The organism is Streptomyces corynorhini, assembly GCF_003346515.1.
In the GTDB taxonomy this organism is placed as follows: Bacteria; Actinomycetota; Actinomycetes; order Streptomycetales; family Streptomycetaceae; genus Streptomyces; species Streptomyces corynorhini.
The window spans coordinates 20,024-35,754 of the sequence record NZ_QQNA01000156.1 but is presented as its reverse complement, the minus strand read 5'-3'; the positions used below and the strand labels follow the sequence as shown (position 1 = coordinate 35,754).

At 73.7% G+C, this 15,731-nt stretch carries 10 protein-coding genes and 1 pseudogene; 6 read left to right on the top strand and 5 right to left on the bottom strand.

Translation table 11 applies throughout. The annotated features are described in order from the left end of the window. The 3 genes from DVH02_RS19960 to DVH02_RS19950 all read left to right on the top strand — a co-directional run. Positions 1–785: DUF2398 family protein (locus DVH02_RS19960; protein WP_114625194.1), on the top strand; the 785-nt coding region annotated here is incomplete at its 5' end. Beyond that, the gene (locus DVH02_RS19955) at positions 782–5,308 is read left to right on the top strand and encodes a TIGR02680 family protein (RefSeq protein ID WP_114625190.1); all 4,527 of its coding nucleotides are present in this window, start codon (positions 782–784) and stop codon (positions 5,306–5,308) included. The genes DVH02_RS19960 and DVH02_RS19955, both read left to right, overlap by 4 nt. A gap of 88 nt (positions 5,309–5,396) precedes the next feature. Then, on the top strand, positions 5,397–5,684 hold the full coding sequence (locus DVH02_RS19950) for a hypothetical protein (protein WP_233518335.1): 288 nt from the start codon (positions 5,397–5,399) through the stop codon (positions 5,682–5,684). Between the two features lie 28 nt (positions 5,685–5,712). Here DVH02_RS19950 and tatA read toward each other — a convergent pair whose 3' ends face one another. Further along, positions 5,713–6,072, bottom strand: coding sequence for a Sec-independent protein translocase subunit TatA (gene tatA, locus DVH02_RS19945; protein ID WP_114625188.1), 360 nt, complete (start codon positions 6,070–6,072; stop codon positions 5,713–5,715). Between the two features lie 127 nt (positions 6,073–6,199). On the opposite strand from tatA, the gene DVH02_RS19940 reads away from it, so the two are divergent. Continuing rightward, positions 6,200–7,777, top strand: a complete 1,578-nt coding sequence (locus DVH02_RS19940; RefSeq protein WP_114625187.1) for an LCP family protein — start codon at positions 6,200–6,202, stop codon at positions 7,775–7,777. A 218-nt stretch (positions 7,778–7,995) separates the two neighbouring features. On the opposite strand, the pseudogene mgtA reads toward DVH02_RS19940, so the two are convergent. From mgtA to DVH02_RS19920, 4 genes and pseudogenes are all read right to left on the bottom strand, one after another. Next, a pseudogene (mgtA, locus tag DVH02_RS19935) lies at positions 7,996–10,842 on the bottom strand (magnesium-translocating P-type ATPase); the annotation flags it as partial. Positions 10,843–10,849: 7 nt separating this feature from the next. Further along, on the bottom strand, positions 10,850–11,209 hold the full coding sequence (locus DVH02_RS19930; RefSeq protein ID WP_114625186.1) for an ArsR/SmtB family transcription factor: 360 nt from the start codon (positions 11,207–11,209) through the stop codon (positions 10,850–10,852). Between the two features lie 193 nt (positions 11,210–11,402). After that, entirely contained in the window at positions 11,403–11,666 is a 264-nt protein-coding gene (locus DVH02_RS19925; RefSeq protein ID WP_114625185.1) for a twin-arginine translocase TatA/TatE family subunit, read from the bottom strand. 280 nt (positions 11,667–11,946) lie between these two features. Continuing rightward, positions 11,947–12,666 (bottom strand): hemerythrin domain-containing protein, encoded by a 720-nt coding sequence (locus tag DVH02_RS19920; RefSeq protein WP_114625184.1) that lies wholly within the window; start codon positions 12,664–12,666, stop codon positions 11,947–11,949. Positions 12,667–12,871: 205 nt separating this feature from the next. Between DVH02_RS19920 and DVH02_RS19915 the strand changes: the two genes are divergently transcribed. Together DVH02_RS19915 and DVH02_RS19910 are read left to right on the top strand one after the other, a co-directional pair. After that, on the top strand, positions 12,872–14,701 hold the full coding sequence (locus DVH02_RS19915) for a S9 family peptidase (protein ID WP_114625183.1): 1,830 nt from the start codon (positions 12,872–12,874) through the stop codon (positions 14,699–14,701). Positions 14,702–14,937: 236 nt separating this feature from the next. Continuing rightward, positions 14,938–15,690 carry an SURF1 family protein gene (locus DVH02_RS19910; RefSeq protein ID WP_114625182.1) on the top strand — a complete coding sequence of 251 codons (753 nt, stop codon included), beginning with the start codon at positions 14,938–14,940 and terminating at the stop codon, positions 15,688–15,690. Positions 15,691–15,731: the final 41 nt, after the last annotated feature.

Here is a 15,731-nt window from a genome sequence, read left to right as displayed (position 1 = left end):
CGGCGCACGTAGGTGGCCCGGCCACCTACGTGCGCCGGATGCTCGTGGAGACACCAGCCGTCTACCTGGACGAGCTGACCGGCACCGAGCGGGACTGGCTGCGGACCCGGCAGCGGCGCGAGGCACGGGCGTTCTTCGAGCTTCTCGGCCTCGAAGCGGAGATCCGCGGCGAGGGCGTGGCGCTGGTGGATCCGGAGGAGGAGCTGACCGATCTGCGGCTGCCGGGCACCGGTACGGTCGCGCAGGCCGCGCTGCTCCTGGTCGAGCGGCTGGTGGAGCGGCTGCGCCCGCGCGAGCCTGGCCATCCGGCGACCGGCGGCCGGCTCACCGTCGGGGTGGCGGTCCCCGACGGCCTGGTGGACGCGCTGCTGGCCGAGGTCGTCGCGGAGTACGGCCGGAGCGGCGGCTGGCAGCGCGGCTTCCTGGAGGACCCGGCCGCGCTGCGGGAGGCCGTCCTCGACCTCCTGGTCCGGATGCGGCTGATGGCGCGCACCGGCCCGGCGGAGGCGCTCAGGTCCGCGGACCGCTCCGGTGCCGCGGCGCCCGGCGCCCATCCGCACGACGCCCATCCACCCGGCGCCCGTCCGCACGACGCTCATCCACTGGATGCCCGTCCGCACGACTCACGTCCACGCGTCTCACGTCCACGCGACGGCGCGGAGGCACCCGGCGCCGACTGGGTGCTGCTCGCGGCGGCGGCCCGCTACGCACCGCGCGTCACCGTCCGTAAGAAGGCGGCCGGGACGGGACCGGACGCCGCCGTACAACAGGAGCTGACGTCATGACACAGGCCCCGCCGCCCGCGAACACGCCGCCGAGCCCCATCCCCGCACAGCGCTCGACCACGGCCGACGACAGTGCCGGGACCGGCGCCGCCTCCACCCCGGCCTCCACCCCCGCCTCGCCCCGCTTCCGGCTGCACCGCGCCGGAATCCGCAACGTCTGGCAGTACGACGAGCAGGAGTTCGCCTTCGGTGACGGGCGGCTGCTGCTGCGCGGAAAGAACGGCGCGGGCAAGTCCAAGGCCCTGGAGATGCTCCTCCCGTACCTGCTGGACGGCGACTCCCGCGCCCTGGACGCCACCGGCACGGGCCGCACGACGCTCGCCTGGCTGATGCTCGACGGCTTCGAGCGGACGAACCGGATGGGCTACCTCTGGGTCGAGTTCCGCCGGGCGACGCCCGGCGGCGGCGACAGCTATCTCACGCTCGGCGCCGCCATCCGGGCCTCGCAGTCGACCAAGAGGGCGGTGCCGTCCTTCTTCGTCACCTCGCTGCGGGTCGGCGCCGACCTCCATCTCGTCGACGCGGGAAGGCCGTTGCCCCTCGACCGTCTCAAAGAGGCGGTGGGCGCGGAGAACGTCACGGACCGCGCCGCCGAACACCGCTCCCGGGTGGCCCGGGAGCTGTTCGGCATCGCCGACGCCGCGCGCTACCGCAACCTCACCCAGCTGCTGCACCGACTGCGACGCCCCACCGTCGGCGACCGCATCGAGTCCGGCGGGCTCGTCTCCCTGCTCGGCGAGACGCTGCCGGGGCTGGACGACGAGGTCGTGGAGAAGGTGGCGCGCAATCTGCATGACCTGGACGCCGTACGGGAGGAACTGGGCCGCCTGGAGCGGACGGACACCGCGCTGCGCACCTTCCTCTCCACCTATCGCGGCTATCTGACGGGGGTTCTGCTGCGTGCCTCCGCGGGGGTAGGCCAGGAGCTGGACACCCTGGTACGGCGCCGCCGCGAGGCCGGGGACGCGGCCAAGCGGACGGCCGGGCTCCGCGCGCGGGAGGCCGAGGCGGACGAGCGGCTCATCTCCCTGCGGGAGGAGCGGCGGGCCGCCACCGCCGAACTCGACGCCCTGCGCGCGAGCGCGGCGTACCGGGGCGCCGAGGAGCTGTCGGCGCGCCGGAGCGCGGTCGCCGCCCTGGGCTCGGCGGCCGGTACGGCGTTCGCCGCCCTGGTCCGGGCGCACGGCGCCGAGGAGGACGCGGCGGAGCGGCTGGCCCGGGGCGGACGTCGGCTGGGCGGCCGGCTCGGCGAGCTGGCCACCGAGCACCGGGCGCTGCTCGCCCAGGCGGAGCGGGCCGGGCTGCCCGTCGCGCGGCTGGGCGAGCCGGTCGCCCTGGCCCGTACGGACCTCGCCGGTTCCTCGCGGGAGGAGCTGACCGGACCCGGCGGCGCGACCAGGACCGTCCGGCACACGCCGGTGAGCGGGGTGGACGCGTCCGCCGTCGAGCGGGCCCTGAACGCGTGGCGGGAGCGGCTGGAGGGCGCCAGGAGTGTGGCGCGCAACCGGAGCAGGACGGTCCAGGAGGTCGCGGAGCTGGCGGCGTCGGCCCGCGAGGCGCGGGCGGAGGCGGCGCGCGCCGACACCGGCCGCGAACGGCTTGAGGAGGAGACGGAGCAGGCCGCGGGCCGCCTCGCCGAGAGCCGGGAGGCGGTGGCGGAGGAGAGCCTCCGCTACGCGCGCGAGGTGGCGCGCTGGGTGCGGCGCGCGGCGCGGGCCGCCGGTTCGGACCGCCCTCCTCTGGAGGCCGTCCTCGCCGCCGTGGCCCACGAGACCTCCCCGTACGCGCCGTTCGCGGAGCGCGCGCTGCCCGCCGGGACAGGCACCGTCGTGGAGGAGGCCGCCCGCGCCGCGCTCGACCCGTACGAGGAGGAGGTGACGGCCCGTCGGGACGCGCTCGCCGTCGCCGTCGGCCGGTACGAGGCGGAGCGCGACCGGCTGAGCGCGGAGCTGGCCGGCCGGGAGCGGCGGACGGATCCGGAGCCGCCCGCTCCGTACCACCGCGACGCCCGGCGCGCACCGGGCACCGGTGCGCCGCTGTACCGGCTGGTGGACTTCGTCGAGGGTCTCTCCCCCTCCACTCAGGCGGGGTTGGAGGCGGCGTTGGAGGCGAGCGGGCTCCTGGACTCCTGGATCCCGGCGGACGGCGCGCTCATCGACTCGCTGACCTGCGACACCCTGATCCGGCACACCCTGCTCCAGCCCGGCGGGCCCGTGCCCGTGCCCGCAGAGCCGACGCTGGCCGAGGCGCTGCGGCCTGCCCCGGATCCGGACAGCGGCGTCAGCGCGGAGCGGGTAGCCAGGGTGCTGGCCGCCGTCGCGCTGGTCCCGGCGGAGGACACCACCCGGGCGACGGCCGCGCCGAGCGCCGTCTACTACGACGGCAGTTGGCGGCTCGGCGCGCTGCGCGGACGGCACATGAAGGACGCCGCGCGGTACGTGGGCACGGCCGGGCGCGCCGAGACCCGCCGCCGCGCGGTCACAGAGCCAGGGCCGGAGCCAGGGCCGGGGCCGGAGCCAGGGCCGGGGCCGGGGCCAGGGCCAGGGGCAGAGTCGGAGGCGGAGCGGCGGCTCTCGGAGGTCGAACGGCTGCTGGCCGCCGACCGGGAGCGGCTCGCGGAGAGCGATCGATGCCGCCGCGAACTGGGGCGGATGTGGCGGGAGTTCCCCCGTACCGGACGGCTGGCCGCCGCCTGGGCCGGGGTGGCGGGCGACGAGAGCGCCGTACGGGAGCTGACCGGCGGGACGGGCCGCGCCGCCCGCGCCGCCGAGGAGGCGCGCACCCGGGCCGTCGCCGCGCGCGGCGAGGCGGAGGCCACGGCCAGCGCCCACGGCCTGCCGACCGATCCCGGCGGGCTCGCCCGGGTGGGGACCGCGCTGACGGCGCTGACCTGCGGGCTCGACCAGTTGGGCCGGTCCGTCGCGGGCACGGCCGAGGCGCTCGGTGACAACCCGGCCGATCTGGCCGGGTACGAACGGGCCCGCGCCGACCGGTCGCGGGCCGAGGGCGAGTACCGGGCCCGCCTCGACGAGCTGCGCCCGGCCCGGCAGGCCCTGCGCACGCGCGAAGAGACCGTCGGCGCGGCCAAGGACGAGATCCTGGCCCGTGAGGAACGCGCCGGGCACCGGCTCGCGGCCGCGGCCCATGCCCTCCTGGCGGCTCGCGCCGCGCTGGACGAGGCGCGCGCGGAGCGGGTGCGCGCGGAGGAGAGCGAGAAGCGCTGCCGCGAGGTGCTGGTGGGCCAGGAGGCCGCCGTCATCGAGGCGGGCGGGCGGCTGCGCGGCGCCCTCGCCCGCCCGGAGGTGGTGCGCGGCGCGGGACTCGACCCGACCGACGGTACGGGCCAGGAGCCGACGGACGCGCCACTGCCCCCGGACCACGCACCGGACCACACCTCAGGCCGCACCTCCACCTCAGGCCAGGCATCGGGCCATGCGCCGCACGCGCCGGGCCAGGCATCGGACCATGCGCCGGACGCCTTCCCTGACGCGGGCGTCCGCGGCCGGCTGCGGGCCCTGCGCGAGCTGGCCGACACCGTACGGGAGCGGCTTGCCGCGTCCGGGCCCGAGGTCGCGGACAGCACCCTGCTCAAGCGCCACACGGAGCTGCGCGACCACCTGGCCGGCGGCTACGACGCGCAGCTCGACGAGCAGGACGGGATCAAGATCTGCCGGCTCGTGGACGACCACGGCCATCACGACGTGGCGCTGGTCGGGACGCTGATCGCCGGTCGGGCCGCCGAGGCGCGCGGCCGGCTCACCGACCGCGAGCGCGAGGTCTTCCGGCGCTTCCTCACCGGCGAACTCGGCGACCACCTCTCGACCCAGGTCACGGCGGCGGCCCGGCTGGTCGGCGCGCTCAACGACACCCTGCGGACCGTACGGACGTCCCACGGCCTGGGGGTGGAGCTGCGCTGGGAGCTGGACGCGGACGCGGACGCCGACGTACGCGCGGCGGTCGGACTGCTGAGCGGCCCTTCGGGGCCGCGGACCCGCGAGCGGACCGAGCAACTGCGCGAGGTGCTGCAACGCCGGATCGAGGAGGCCCGTAGGGCGGATCCGGCGGCCGGTTACACCGCGCATCTGCGCGCCGCGCTGGACTACCGGGACTGGTTCCGCTTCCACACCTTCGTGGTCGAGGACGCGGCCCCGCGCCGCAGGCGTCGGCTGACCGGCCGCACCGGGCTCAGCCAGGGCGAGCAGCGCGTGCTGTCCTATCTGGTGCTCTTCGCCGCCGCCGCCGCGCACTTCACCACACTCGGCGAGTCCGCTCCGCACGCGCCGCGGCTGATCCTGCTGGACGACGCCTTCGCCAAGGTGGACGAGCCCACCCATGGCAGGCTCGGCCGCATCCTGGTCGACCTGGACCTGGATTTCGTCCTCACCAGCGAGCGGCTGATGGGCAACTGGCCGCAGGTGCCCTCCCTGCACATCTACGAGTGCCTGCGCGACCCGCACGTGCGCGGAGTGGCCACCTTGCACTACACGTGGAACGGCCGTCGGCGGCGGCTGCTGTCGCCATGACCGCGGCGGCCCACACCTCCGCACGAACGCCGCTGAACGATCCGAAGTGGCTATAGTTCAAAGATTGCGCAACCTTTAAAGTGTGGCCATGGGATATGAAGCCAGGGCGCACACGATGACGCAAGGGCAGCAGATACACGGATCGCCGGAGACGGCGACAGAGACCGCGTGGGAGATCGCCGTACTCGACGGCGGCCCCGCGGACGGGGTACGGATGCGGGTCGCCGACCGGCCGTCCGTAGTGCAGGTGACGTACCCCTGCGAGCTGGACGGACCGGCGGGCGGCGCACAGGTCGAGGCGCTCTTCGTCTACCGTCGCGACCTGCGCGTGAAGGGCGAACCCCTGCGGTACGGGGTCGATCTGGCCAGCCCCTGACGCGCGCCGCGGGACCGGGCGCGCGGCTTCAGCGCTGCGCGCCCGGAGTGACGGGGGCGTCGGTCACGACGGCGGTCACGGGCGGCACGGGCGTCACCACGCTCGCGGAGGAACCGGGGGCGTCGGAGGGCGCGGCGCTCTCGGCGGCAGCAGAGGCGGCGGGAGCCGGAGCGGCGGCAGGGGCGGCGGCGGAGGCGGGAGCGGCGGCCGGAGCGGCGGAGGCGGCGGTGCCACCGTCCTCCTTCATGGCCATGGCCTCGCTCTTGAGGATGCGCATGGACTTACCCAGGGCGCGGGCGGAATCCGGAAGCTTCTTCGAGCCGAACAGGACGATGATCACGATAGCCACGACCAGCATGTGCCATGGCTCAAACCCGTTGCGCAACATTTCTCGCCTCGCCTTCCTCTCGTTGAAACCTGGAGGCAACCAACCCACGGGCTGCACCCATCAATAAAGTTGCTACATTGCGCAACTGTACAACCATGGGGTCGGCCGGAGGGATGAGGGCGCACATATGTCAGGCAGCCGCCAGGACACGGCATCAGCGCGTCGCAACAACGCTGGTCGCGCCGGCGCACGCCGCGCCGACGCCCGATCCACCGCCTCCCGCAGACGGAAGAAGCGGAGCGGAAAGCTCCGGCTCACGCTCGCGATAACCGTGTCCCTTCTCGTGCTCGTCTCGGCAGGCGTCGGCTGGGTCTACTTCAAGCTCTCGGGCAACATCGAGACCTTCAGCGCCGACGGGCTCTCCGACAACCGGCCCGAGGCCACGTCGAAGGGACAGAACGTCCTCGTCATCGGCTCGGACGCGCGGACCGAGGGGAACAGCGCGCTGGGCGGCGGCGACAAGGAGGATGTCGGCCGCTCCGACACCGCTTTCCTGCTGCATGTCTACGCGGATGGAAAGCATGCCGTCGCCGTCTCCGTACCGCGCGACACCCTGCTGGACATACCGCCCTGCCAGCTGCCCGACGGAAGTTGGACGAAGGAACAGACGAACGCCATGTTCAACGCGGCGTTCTCCGTCGGGCAGACCGCCAAGGGAAACCCGGCCTGCACCCAGAACACCATCGAGAAGCTCACCGGACTCCGCGTCGACCATACGATCGTCGTCGACTTCAAGGGCTTCGCGAGGATGACCGAGGTCGTCGGCGGTGTGCGGGTCTGTCTGCCGACGGACCTCTACCAGAGGGACCTCAACCCCAACCGCGCCACCCGGGGCGACATGATCTTCAAGCAGGGCGTCCAGAAGGTCTCCGGCGCCAAGGCGCTGGACTACGTGCGCATCCGGCACGGCATCGGCGACGGCTCGGACATCGGGCGGATCAAGCGCCAGCAGGCGTTCGTGGGAAGCCTGATCAAGCAGGTCAAGGACGACGGACTCACCCCGACCAAGCTGCTGCCGCTGGCCAACGCCGCCACCGAGTCCATGACCGTCGACCCGGAGCTGGGCACCGCCGACAAGCTGATCAGCTTCATGATGGGGCTGAAGAGCATCGACCTGCACAACACGAAGTTCATCACGATCCCCTGGCGCTACCAGGGGGCGCGCGTCGCCGTCGTCGAGCCGGACGCCTCGCAGCTCTGGGCGGCGCTCAAGGCGGACCGTACGGTCGACGGCACGGACGCCAGCGGCAAGGGCAAGAAGTCGAAGTCGTCCGCCGAGCCCTCCCCCTCGCAGAGCACGTCGAAGGAGGTGTCGGGCGAGGGTGTCGCCGTCGCCGTCTACAACGGTACGGAGGTCACCGGACTGGCCGCGCGCGGTGGCCGGCTCCTCATGGACCACGGCTTCACGCTCACCGGCACCGCGACCGCGAGCACCCAGGACTACGACGCCACCGTGATCGAGTACGGCCCCGGTGAGGACGCGCAGGCCAAGACCACGGCGCGGCTCTTCCCCGGCGCGAAGCTCCAGCAGGCGTCGGCGCCGGGCATCAACGTCATCGTCGGTTCCGCGTTCGCCAACGATCCGACGGCCGGTCCCGCCGCCGCCGAGCCCGACCCGAGCGAGAGCGCCTCCGTGCCCTCGGCCGTGGCGGACGACGCGCGTTCGGCGGACGACGACCCGTGCTCGAACCTGTCCTACGGCTGAGCGGAGGTGCGGGAGGCTGAGCCGACCGGAGCGGCCTCCGGCGCCACCGGCCCAGCCGCCTCGGCAACACCGGTCGCACCAGCAGCCTCAGCCGCACCGGCAGCCTCAACCGCACCAGCCACACCAGCGGCTTGAGCCACACCAGCCGCACCAGCGGCTTGAGCCGCCCCGGCGGCCCCGGTGTCGTCGGTGTCGTCGGCGGCGGCCTCCCGCGCCATGTGGCGCCGCTCGTGGCGTCCCTTGGCGACGACCAGGCCGACCGCGTACAGGGCGAGTACGGCGCCCAGCAGCACGTAGTACACGGCGGGCAGCGCGGGCATGCCGAGCGCCGGGCCCAAGGGGGACAGCGGCAGCAGGAGGCCGGTCACGGCGAGCCCGGTGGCGGCCCAGCGCACCGGGCTCGGCGCCCGGCTCCGCTCGGAGCCCTCGGGCGGGCGTCCGAGCAGCGCGCGCCGCGCCCCCGTCCGCAGCAGCAGCATCACCAGGGCCTGGGTCAGCAGGTTCTCGGTGAACCAGCCGGAGTGGAAGGCCGCCTGGCTGTCGATCCCGGCCCCGGCCGCCGTGCGCAGCGTCAGGGCGAGCACCGCGAAGGTCGCCATGTCGGCGGTGGCGTTGATCAGACCGAAGCGGGTGATGAAGCGCAGGAACGCGCGCGAGCGCAGCTCGCTGGGCCGGCGCAGCGTCTCGGACGTGGGCCGGTCGTAGGCGAAGGCGAGCTGTGCGGCGTCGAAGCAGAGGTTCTGTACGAGGACCTGGACCGGGAGCATCGGCAGGAAGGGCAGCAGCAGCCCGGCGACGAGCATCGCTATGACGTTGCCGAGGTTTGAGGAGAGTGTTATCCGCAGATAGGTCGCGATATTGCCGCTGGAGTGACGTCCGGCGGAGATCGCGTGGTCGATCGCGGTGAGGTCCTTCTTCGCGAGGACGACATCGGTCGACTCGCGGACGACGTCGACGGCGTCGCGCGGGCAGATCCCGACGTCGGCGGCGTACAGCGCGGGCAGGTCGTTGACGCCGTCACCGAGGAATCCGGTGGTGTGCCCGGTGGCGCGCACCACGGCGACGATACGGGCCTTGTGGTCGGGGGTGCAGCGCGCGAAGACGGTGGTGCGCTCGGCGAGGGCGGCCAGTTCGGTGTCGGTGAGCGTGTCGATACGGTCGGCGGTGACGACCTCGCCGGGCCCCAGGCCGAGGTCGAGGCAGGCGCGGGCGGCCGTGCCGGGGTGGTCGCCGGTGAGGATCTTGACGCTGACGCCGCGCTCGTCGAGGACTTTCAGCGCGTCGGCGGCGGTGGGGGCGAGGGCGTCGTGGAGGGCGACGAAGCCCACGAAGTCGAGGCCGCGCTCGTCGGCCGGTGTGTAGTCGCGGTGGCGGGCGGGCCGCTCGGCGACGGCGACCGCGAGCAGCCGCAGCCCGCTGTCCGCCTCGCGTACGGCGAGCGCGGTGAGCCGGGCCCGTTCCGCCTCGTCCAGGGCGCACCGCTGAAGCACGTCGGCGACCGCGCCCTTGACGACCAGGGTGTGGGTGCCGAGGCGGCCGGGCCGCCGGACGACGGCGGTGGACAGTCGGCGCAGCGGGTCGAAGGGGAGGACCGCGACGCCCTCGGCGCCCTCGGCGGCGGTGTCCTCGCCCACGGCGGCGAGGATCGCGCCGTCCAGGGCGTCGGGGGCGGGCAGATCGGCCAGCTGCAACGTCCACCAGGCGTTGACGGCGGCCCAGCGCAGGACGTCCGGGTCCGGGTCGCCCCACGCGTCCATCGCCCGGTCGACCACCGGCCGGTCCTGGGTGAGCGTGCCCGTCTTGTCGAGGAAGAGCACGTCGACCGCGCCCAGGTCGTGCAGCGCGGGCAGGCGTTTGACGATGACGCTGTGGACGCGGGCGAGGCGGGCCGCGCCGCGGGCCAGGGCGGTGGTGACGATGACGGGCAGCATCTCGGGGGTCAGCCCGACCGCGACCGCCACCGCGAACGGCAGCGTCTCCAGGCCGCGTCCGCGCAGGGCGGCGTTGGCCATGAGGACGAGCGGCGGGGTCAGCAGCATGAACCGGATGAGGACCCATGAGATCCCGTTGACCGAGCGGTCGAACGCGCTGGGCGGGCGCCGCCAGGGCCGCCGCCGGGCGGCGCCGAACCGCGTGTGCGCGCCGGTCGCGAAGACGACCGCGGTGCCGCTGCCCGAGGCCACGCTGCTGCCCTGGAAGCAGAGCTGCGGCTGGGCGAACACCCCGGCGAAGGCGGACGGAGGAACCGGAGCGGCCGGTTCCGGCAGGTCTGTAGCCCCTGCCGGACCGGTGGACCCCGCCGGACCGGTGGACCCCACCGAACCCGTGGACACCACCGGCCCCGTGGACACGACAGGCCCCGCCGTCGCTCCCGGCCCCGCCGTCGCTCCGGGTCCTGCCGTCGCTCCCGGTCCTGCCGCGTCCACGGCGTACTTGGCGACCGGCGCCGACTCCCCCGTGAGGGGCGCCTGATGGACGGTCAGGCCGCTCGCGCGCAACAGCCGTACGTCGGCGGGGACCAGATCGCCCGGCCCGAGGCGGATCACGTCGCCGGGGACGAGTTGGTCGACGGGGATCTCCCGGGGCTCGTCCCGGCGCGCCACGGTCGCCGTCGTCGCCACCAGCTCGCGCAGCCCGGCCATGGAACGGTCGGCGCGGTGCTCGCCCGAGGAGCGCAGCACGCAGCTGACCGCGACGAGCGACAGGATGACCAGGGCGGTGCCCCAGGCGGCCACCGCGGCGGAGACCAGACCCAGGCAGAGCAGGACGGCGGTGAACGGATCCCGCAGGCTCCACAGGAACCGGCGCGGCCAGGACGCCGTACGCCACTCGGGCACCGCGTTCTCGCCGTACCGCAGCAGCCGCTCCTCGGCCTGCGCCTCCGTGAGCCCGCGCGGGCCGCTGTCGAGGTGCCGCAGCACCTGGAGGGCGGTGAGCCCGGTCAGATCCGGGGTGCCGTCGGGGCTGCGGGGCCACGCCCGCCCGTCGTCCGGGCCGCCGGGGGCGCCGGGCGGCGGCGCACCGCTCCCCGGCACCACAGGTTCGGGTACGGCGGACTCGAACACGACGGTCTCACGCGCCGACGTCGCTGATCCGGCGCGGGCCCGGGGTGTGCGCGGCGCGGTCGGTGAGCTGCCCGACCATCAGCCGGACCACGGTCACGACGTCGGAGTCGTCCACGAAGTAGACCTGGCGGCGGCCCTCGCGCCGGGACCGGACGAGACCGGCCAGCTTGAGCTTGGTCAGATGCTGGCTCACCGCGGGCAGCGCGCCGCCGACCCGCTCGGCGAGCCCGGTCACGTCGCTCTCGCCCTGCGCCAGGACCCAGACGATGTGCAGCCGCGCGGACGACGCGAGCAGCCCGAACGCGGCAGCCGCCTCCGCCAGCACCTCGGCGGGGGGATCCCCGAAGCCGCCGACATCTGCCGTCACATCGCTCTCCCGTTCCCGCGCGGACCCTAAGCCCGTATCCCTGAATCCCGCATCCTCTGAACCCGGCGGCTCAGTCTAGGGGCTTTCGTCCGGGCCCGGCCGGAGCAGGAGAGGCCGGGGAACGGTCCGGGAGAGATCGGGGGGAGAGATCAGGGACTGGTCCGGGAAGGGTCGGGGTGCGCCCAGAGAGCCGTCAGGAGCCGGTGGGCGGCCGGTCCCGGTCGACGATGACGCCGGTGACGATACGGCGCCCGGCCCGCCCGGCCCCGGGCTCCCCGGCCCGCGCGGAGCCCGCCGCGGCGCCGTCGCCCCGCCCGTCCTCCTTGAGCGCGGCCTTCTCGCTCTTGAAGATGCGCGCGGCCTTGCCCGCCGAGCGCGTCAGCTCGGGCAGCTTCTTCACCCCGACGATCACGAAGATGACGAGAAGAATCAGGGCCAGTTCACTGAAGCCGAACATCAGGTCTGCTCTCTCCCGGGAACGACGGAGTCCGTACGGATACGCGTGCCCCGCGAGAAGTCCCGCACGTCACACCCCGTACGTACACCCCGCACGTAACCCCGTACGGGTAACTCGTACGGGAAACCTCGTACGGGAACATCGGGCGATATCCCTCGATGCCTTCATCTACAGCGCTGTAGAAGTATCCCGTACAACCCGACGGGCCAACAAGGGGTGCCGACGAGAAGCGTGTCACCAGCCGCGACCGACACGGGCCGACCGGCCCGATGATCCGCGCCTACCGTGCCCCTTCCAGCTCGGCGACGCCGAGCGCCCTCTTGACGGATCGATAGCGCGCCAGCATCACCGGGCGCAGCAACCGTACGGACGCCGGGAAACGGCTCATCAGGGCCGCGTGTCCCGGCAGCCGGTCCGGGTCCTCCAGCAGCCCGAACACCAGATGCGGGCCGGTGCGCGGAGCGCTCTGGACGATGGCGCAGCGCAGCCGGGCGACCTCCCGGTCCGGCACTCTCGGGACCAGCTCCGCGAGAACCGGCTCCTCCTCGTCGAAGTACGTGTTCACCAGAGTCCGGACGCGCTGCGCGGACGGCAGCCCCGACATCGTCGCCTGGCTGATGATCGCCAGAGCCTCGGCGCGCCCGCCGGTCACCTCCCGGGCGGCGATCGCGTTGACCGACCGGTCGAGCGCGTGCAGCTCGGCTTCGAGCGCGTCACGCTCGGCGACCGTCCGGTCGATTTCGGCGACGGGACCGGGGAACAGCTCGCGCAGCACCGGCCAGAAGAGCCTGACCTCGCTCGCGCGCTGTGTACCGACGAAGTCGATCAGCCAGCGGGTGGTCGCGATCAGTGTTCTGACATCGACGGGCTCGCCGTCGGCGAGACGGGTGAACGCGGTGACGACCAGCGCGGCACCGCGGCGCATGAGCGCGTGTCCGGCCGTCAGCTCCTCGTAGATACGGGAACGGTCGGACTTCAGCGCGGGTGAAACAGCCATCATGTCCCTTCCTTCGCGCGGTACGGCACGAGAAGGCGAAAGCGCTCCGGGACGAGGGCACCTCTCTCCCTCGGAGATTCCCGGTGGGAGATCACTTCACACCTCGCCGGCCTGCTGGAACGGCCCGCCGGGAGCCGGATCACCGAAGTTATCCACAGGCTGGGGCCGAGGCGAACGCGATGTCAGGCGCCGGGCGCAGAATGGGGTCATGACTGAGATCACCGATGCGACGCAGGATCCGATGCCGGAGTGGGAGAAGCGCTTCCGGGCGCCCCGGGTTTCCCTGCCCGACTGGGCGCGGGACGCGCCCGCGCGATCCCTGTTCGTGTCCAACGCGACAGGGACGTACGAGCTGTACGCGTGGGATCGCGCGATCGGTGAGCAGCGCCAGGTGACCGATCGGCCGAACGGGACGACGGACGGCGCGCTCACGCCGGACGGCGAGTGGATCTGGTGGTTCTCGGACACCGACGGGGACGAGTTCGGCGTCTGGATGCGCCAGCCCTTCCTGGCCACGGCCGCCGGGGGCGCCCCGTCCGACCGGGACGAGCCCGCGGCCCCCGGCCTCGATCCCTCCTATTCGGCCGGGCTCGCCCTGGGCCGGGACGGCACGGCGGTGGTCGGCCGGTCGACCGACGAGGACGGCTCTACGGTGCATGTCGTCCGGCCCGGCGAGCCGCCCGTCGAGATCTACCGGCACCGGGAGTCGGCCGGGGTCGGGGACCTCTCCCACGACTCCACGCTGCTCGCGGTCGAGCACACCGAGCACGGGGACGCGATGCACTCCGCGCTGCGGGTGCTGCGGCTGGACGGCTCGGTGGTGGGCGAGCTGGACGACACCGTGGGCGGCACCCGCGAGCTGGGCCTGGAGGTGCTGGGCTTCGCCCCGGTCGACGGGGACGGCAGGCTGCTCGTCGGCCATCAGCGCCGGGGTCGCTGGGAGCCCCTCGTCTGGAATCCGCTGACCGGCGAGGAGACCGATCTGGCGATCGAGCTGCCCGGCGACGTCAACGCCGAGTGGTATCCGGACGGGTCGGGGCTGCTCGTCTCGCACAGTTTCGAGGCGCGCGCCGAGCTGTGGCGCTACGACTTCGCCAAGAGCGCGCTGATCCAGGTGGAGACCCCGACCGGGACGGTCTCCGGGGCGACCGCCCGGCCGGACGGCAGCGTCGAGTATCTGTGGTCGTCGGCGGCCAGGCCGCCGGAGGTGCGCTCCACCGCTGGCGGCGTCGTGCTCGATCCGCCGGGGATGCGGGCGCCCGCGTCCGTGCCGGTGGAGGACGCCTGGGCCGAGGGGCCCGGCGGCCGGGTGCACGCGCTGGTGCAGCGGCCCGCGGGTGAGGGCCCCTTCCCCACGGTCTTCGAGATCCACGGCGGCCCGACCTGGCACGACAGCGACGCGTTCGCCGCGGGCCCGGCGGCCTGGGTCGACCACGGTTTCGCGGTCGTCCGCGTCAACTACCGGGGGTCGACGGGGTACGGCCGGGAGTGGACGGACGCCCTCAAGCACCGGGTCGGGCTGATCGAGCTGGAGGACATCGCGGCGGTCCGCGCGTGGGCGGTCGACTCCGGGCTCGCCGACCCGGCGAAGCTGGTTTTGGCGGGCGGCTCCTGGGGTGGCTATCTCACCCTCCTCGGCCTCGGCACCCAGCCGGACAGCTGGGCCGTGGGGCTCGCCGCGGTCCCGGTCGCCGACTACGTGACGGCGTACCACGACGAAATGGAGGCCCTGAAGGCGATGGACCGCACCCTGCTGGGCGGCGCCCCCGAGGAGGTGCCCGAGCGCTTCGAGGCGTCGTCCCCACTGACGTACGTCGACGCGGTGAAGGCCCCGGTCTACATCTCGGCGGGCGTGAACGACCCGCGCTGCCCGATCCGTCAGGTGGAGAACTATGTGGACCGGCTCGCGGCCAGGGACGCGGTCCACGAGGTGTACCGGTACGACGCGGGACACGGATCGCTGGTGGTGGAGGAGCGCGTCAAGCAGGTCAGGCTGGAGATGGACTTCGTGAGGAGGCACCTCGGGCTGAACGACTGAACGGCCGGGACGGCCGGCCCGGGAGGGCGTCCCTGGTGGTCGTCCCGGGTGGTCGTCCCGGGTGGTCGTCCTGGGTGACTGCTGTGGATGGCTGCTGCGGGTAGCTGTCCCGGGTGGCTGCCGCGGGTGGCTGTCCCGAGCCGGACGGCTGCTCTTTACGGGACGTAACGGCGGTCCCGGGGCGTAAGGGTGGCCCCGGGACCGGGCGGCGGCGCGGCGTTCCGTACCGTGGAGGGGTGTACCGGTTTCTGGTGACTCCGCGCTGGTTGGGGATCAACCTCTTCGTCCTGCTGGCGATCCCCTTCTGCGTCTTCATGGGGACATGGCAGCTCGGACGGTTCGAGGCCCGTGTCGAGAGCCACGAGGCGGCCAAGACCCGCCCCGATCCCGGCGAGCGACCCGCCGTCCCCCTCGCGACGCTGCTCCCCGTCGATCAGGAGACGTCGGGACGGCACGTCACGGCGAGCGGACGGTACGAGGACCAGTTCCTGGTCCCCAACCGGACGCTGGACGGCGCGAACGGGGCGTACGTCCTGACCATGCTGCGCAGCGACGACGGCAAGGCGCTGCCCGTGGTGCGGGGCTGGCTGGCCGAGGGCAGGACGGCGCCCGCGCCGCCCAAGGGCGAGGTGACCGTCACCGGTTCGCTCCAGGCGTCCGAGTCCACCGGGTCCAGCGGGGTGACGGCGGGAGGCGGTCTGCCGAGCGGACAGCTCGCCATGATCAGCGCGGCGTCGCTGCTCAACGTCGTGCCGTACGACGTGTACAACGCCTGGGTGACCGTCACGGACGCGCCGGACGGGCTGCGGGCCGTCCCGGCGGCGGCGCCGCAGAACAGCGGGCTGGACCTCAAGGCGTTCCAGAACCTCGGCTACACGGGCGAGTGGTTCGTCTTCGCCGGGTTCGTGGGCTTTATGTGGTTCCGGCTGGTCCGGCGTGAGGCGGAGACGCTCAGGGACCAGGCGCTCGGCCTGGAAACCGCGGCGTAGAACCGGCACGGAACCGGCGACCCGCTGGGCCGCGACGGCCG

Bases quoted from the DNA above. Each gene is read 5' to 3' on its own strand.
- DVH02_RS19955 (WP_114625190.1), top strand. From the start codon at position 782: ATGACACAGGCCCCGCCGCCCGCGAACACGCCGCCGAGCCCCATCCCC.
- DVH02_RS19950 (WP_233518335.1), top strand. From the start codon at position 5,397: ATGGGATATGAAGCCAGGGCGCACACGATGACGCAAGGGCAGCAGATA.
- tatA (WP_114625188.1), bottom strand. From the start codon at position 6,072: ATGTTGCGCAACGGGTTTGAGCCATGGCACATGCTGGTCGTGGCTATC.
- DVH02_RS19940 (WP_114625187.1), top strand. From the start codon at position 6,200: ATGTCAGGCAGCCGCCAGGACACGGCATCAGCGCGTCGCAACAACGCT.
- DVH02_RS19925 (WP_114625185.1), bottom strand. From the start codon at position 11,666: ATGTTCGGCTTCAGTGAACTGGCCCTGATTCTTCTCGTCATCTTCGTG.
- DVH02_RS19920 (WP_114625184.1), bottom strand. From the start codon at position 12,666: ATGATGGCTGTTTCACCCGCGCTGAAGTCCGACCGTTCCCGTATCTAC.
- DVH02_RS19915 (WP_114625183.1), top strand. From the start codon at position 12,872: ATGACTGAGATCACCGATGCGACGCAGGATCCGATGCCGGAGTGGGAG.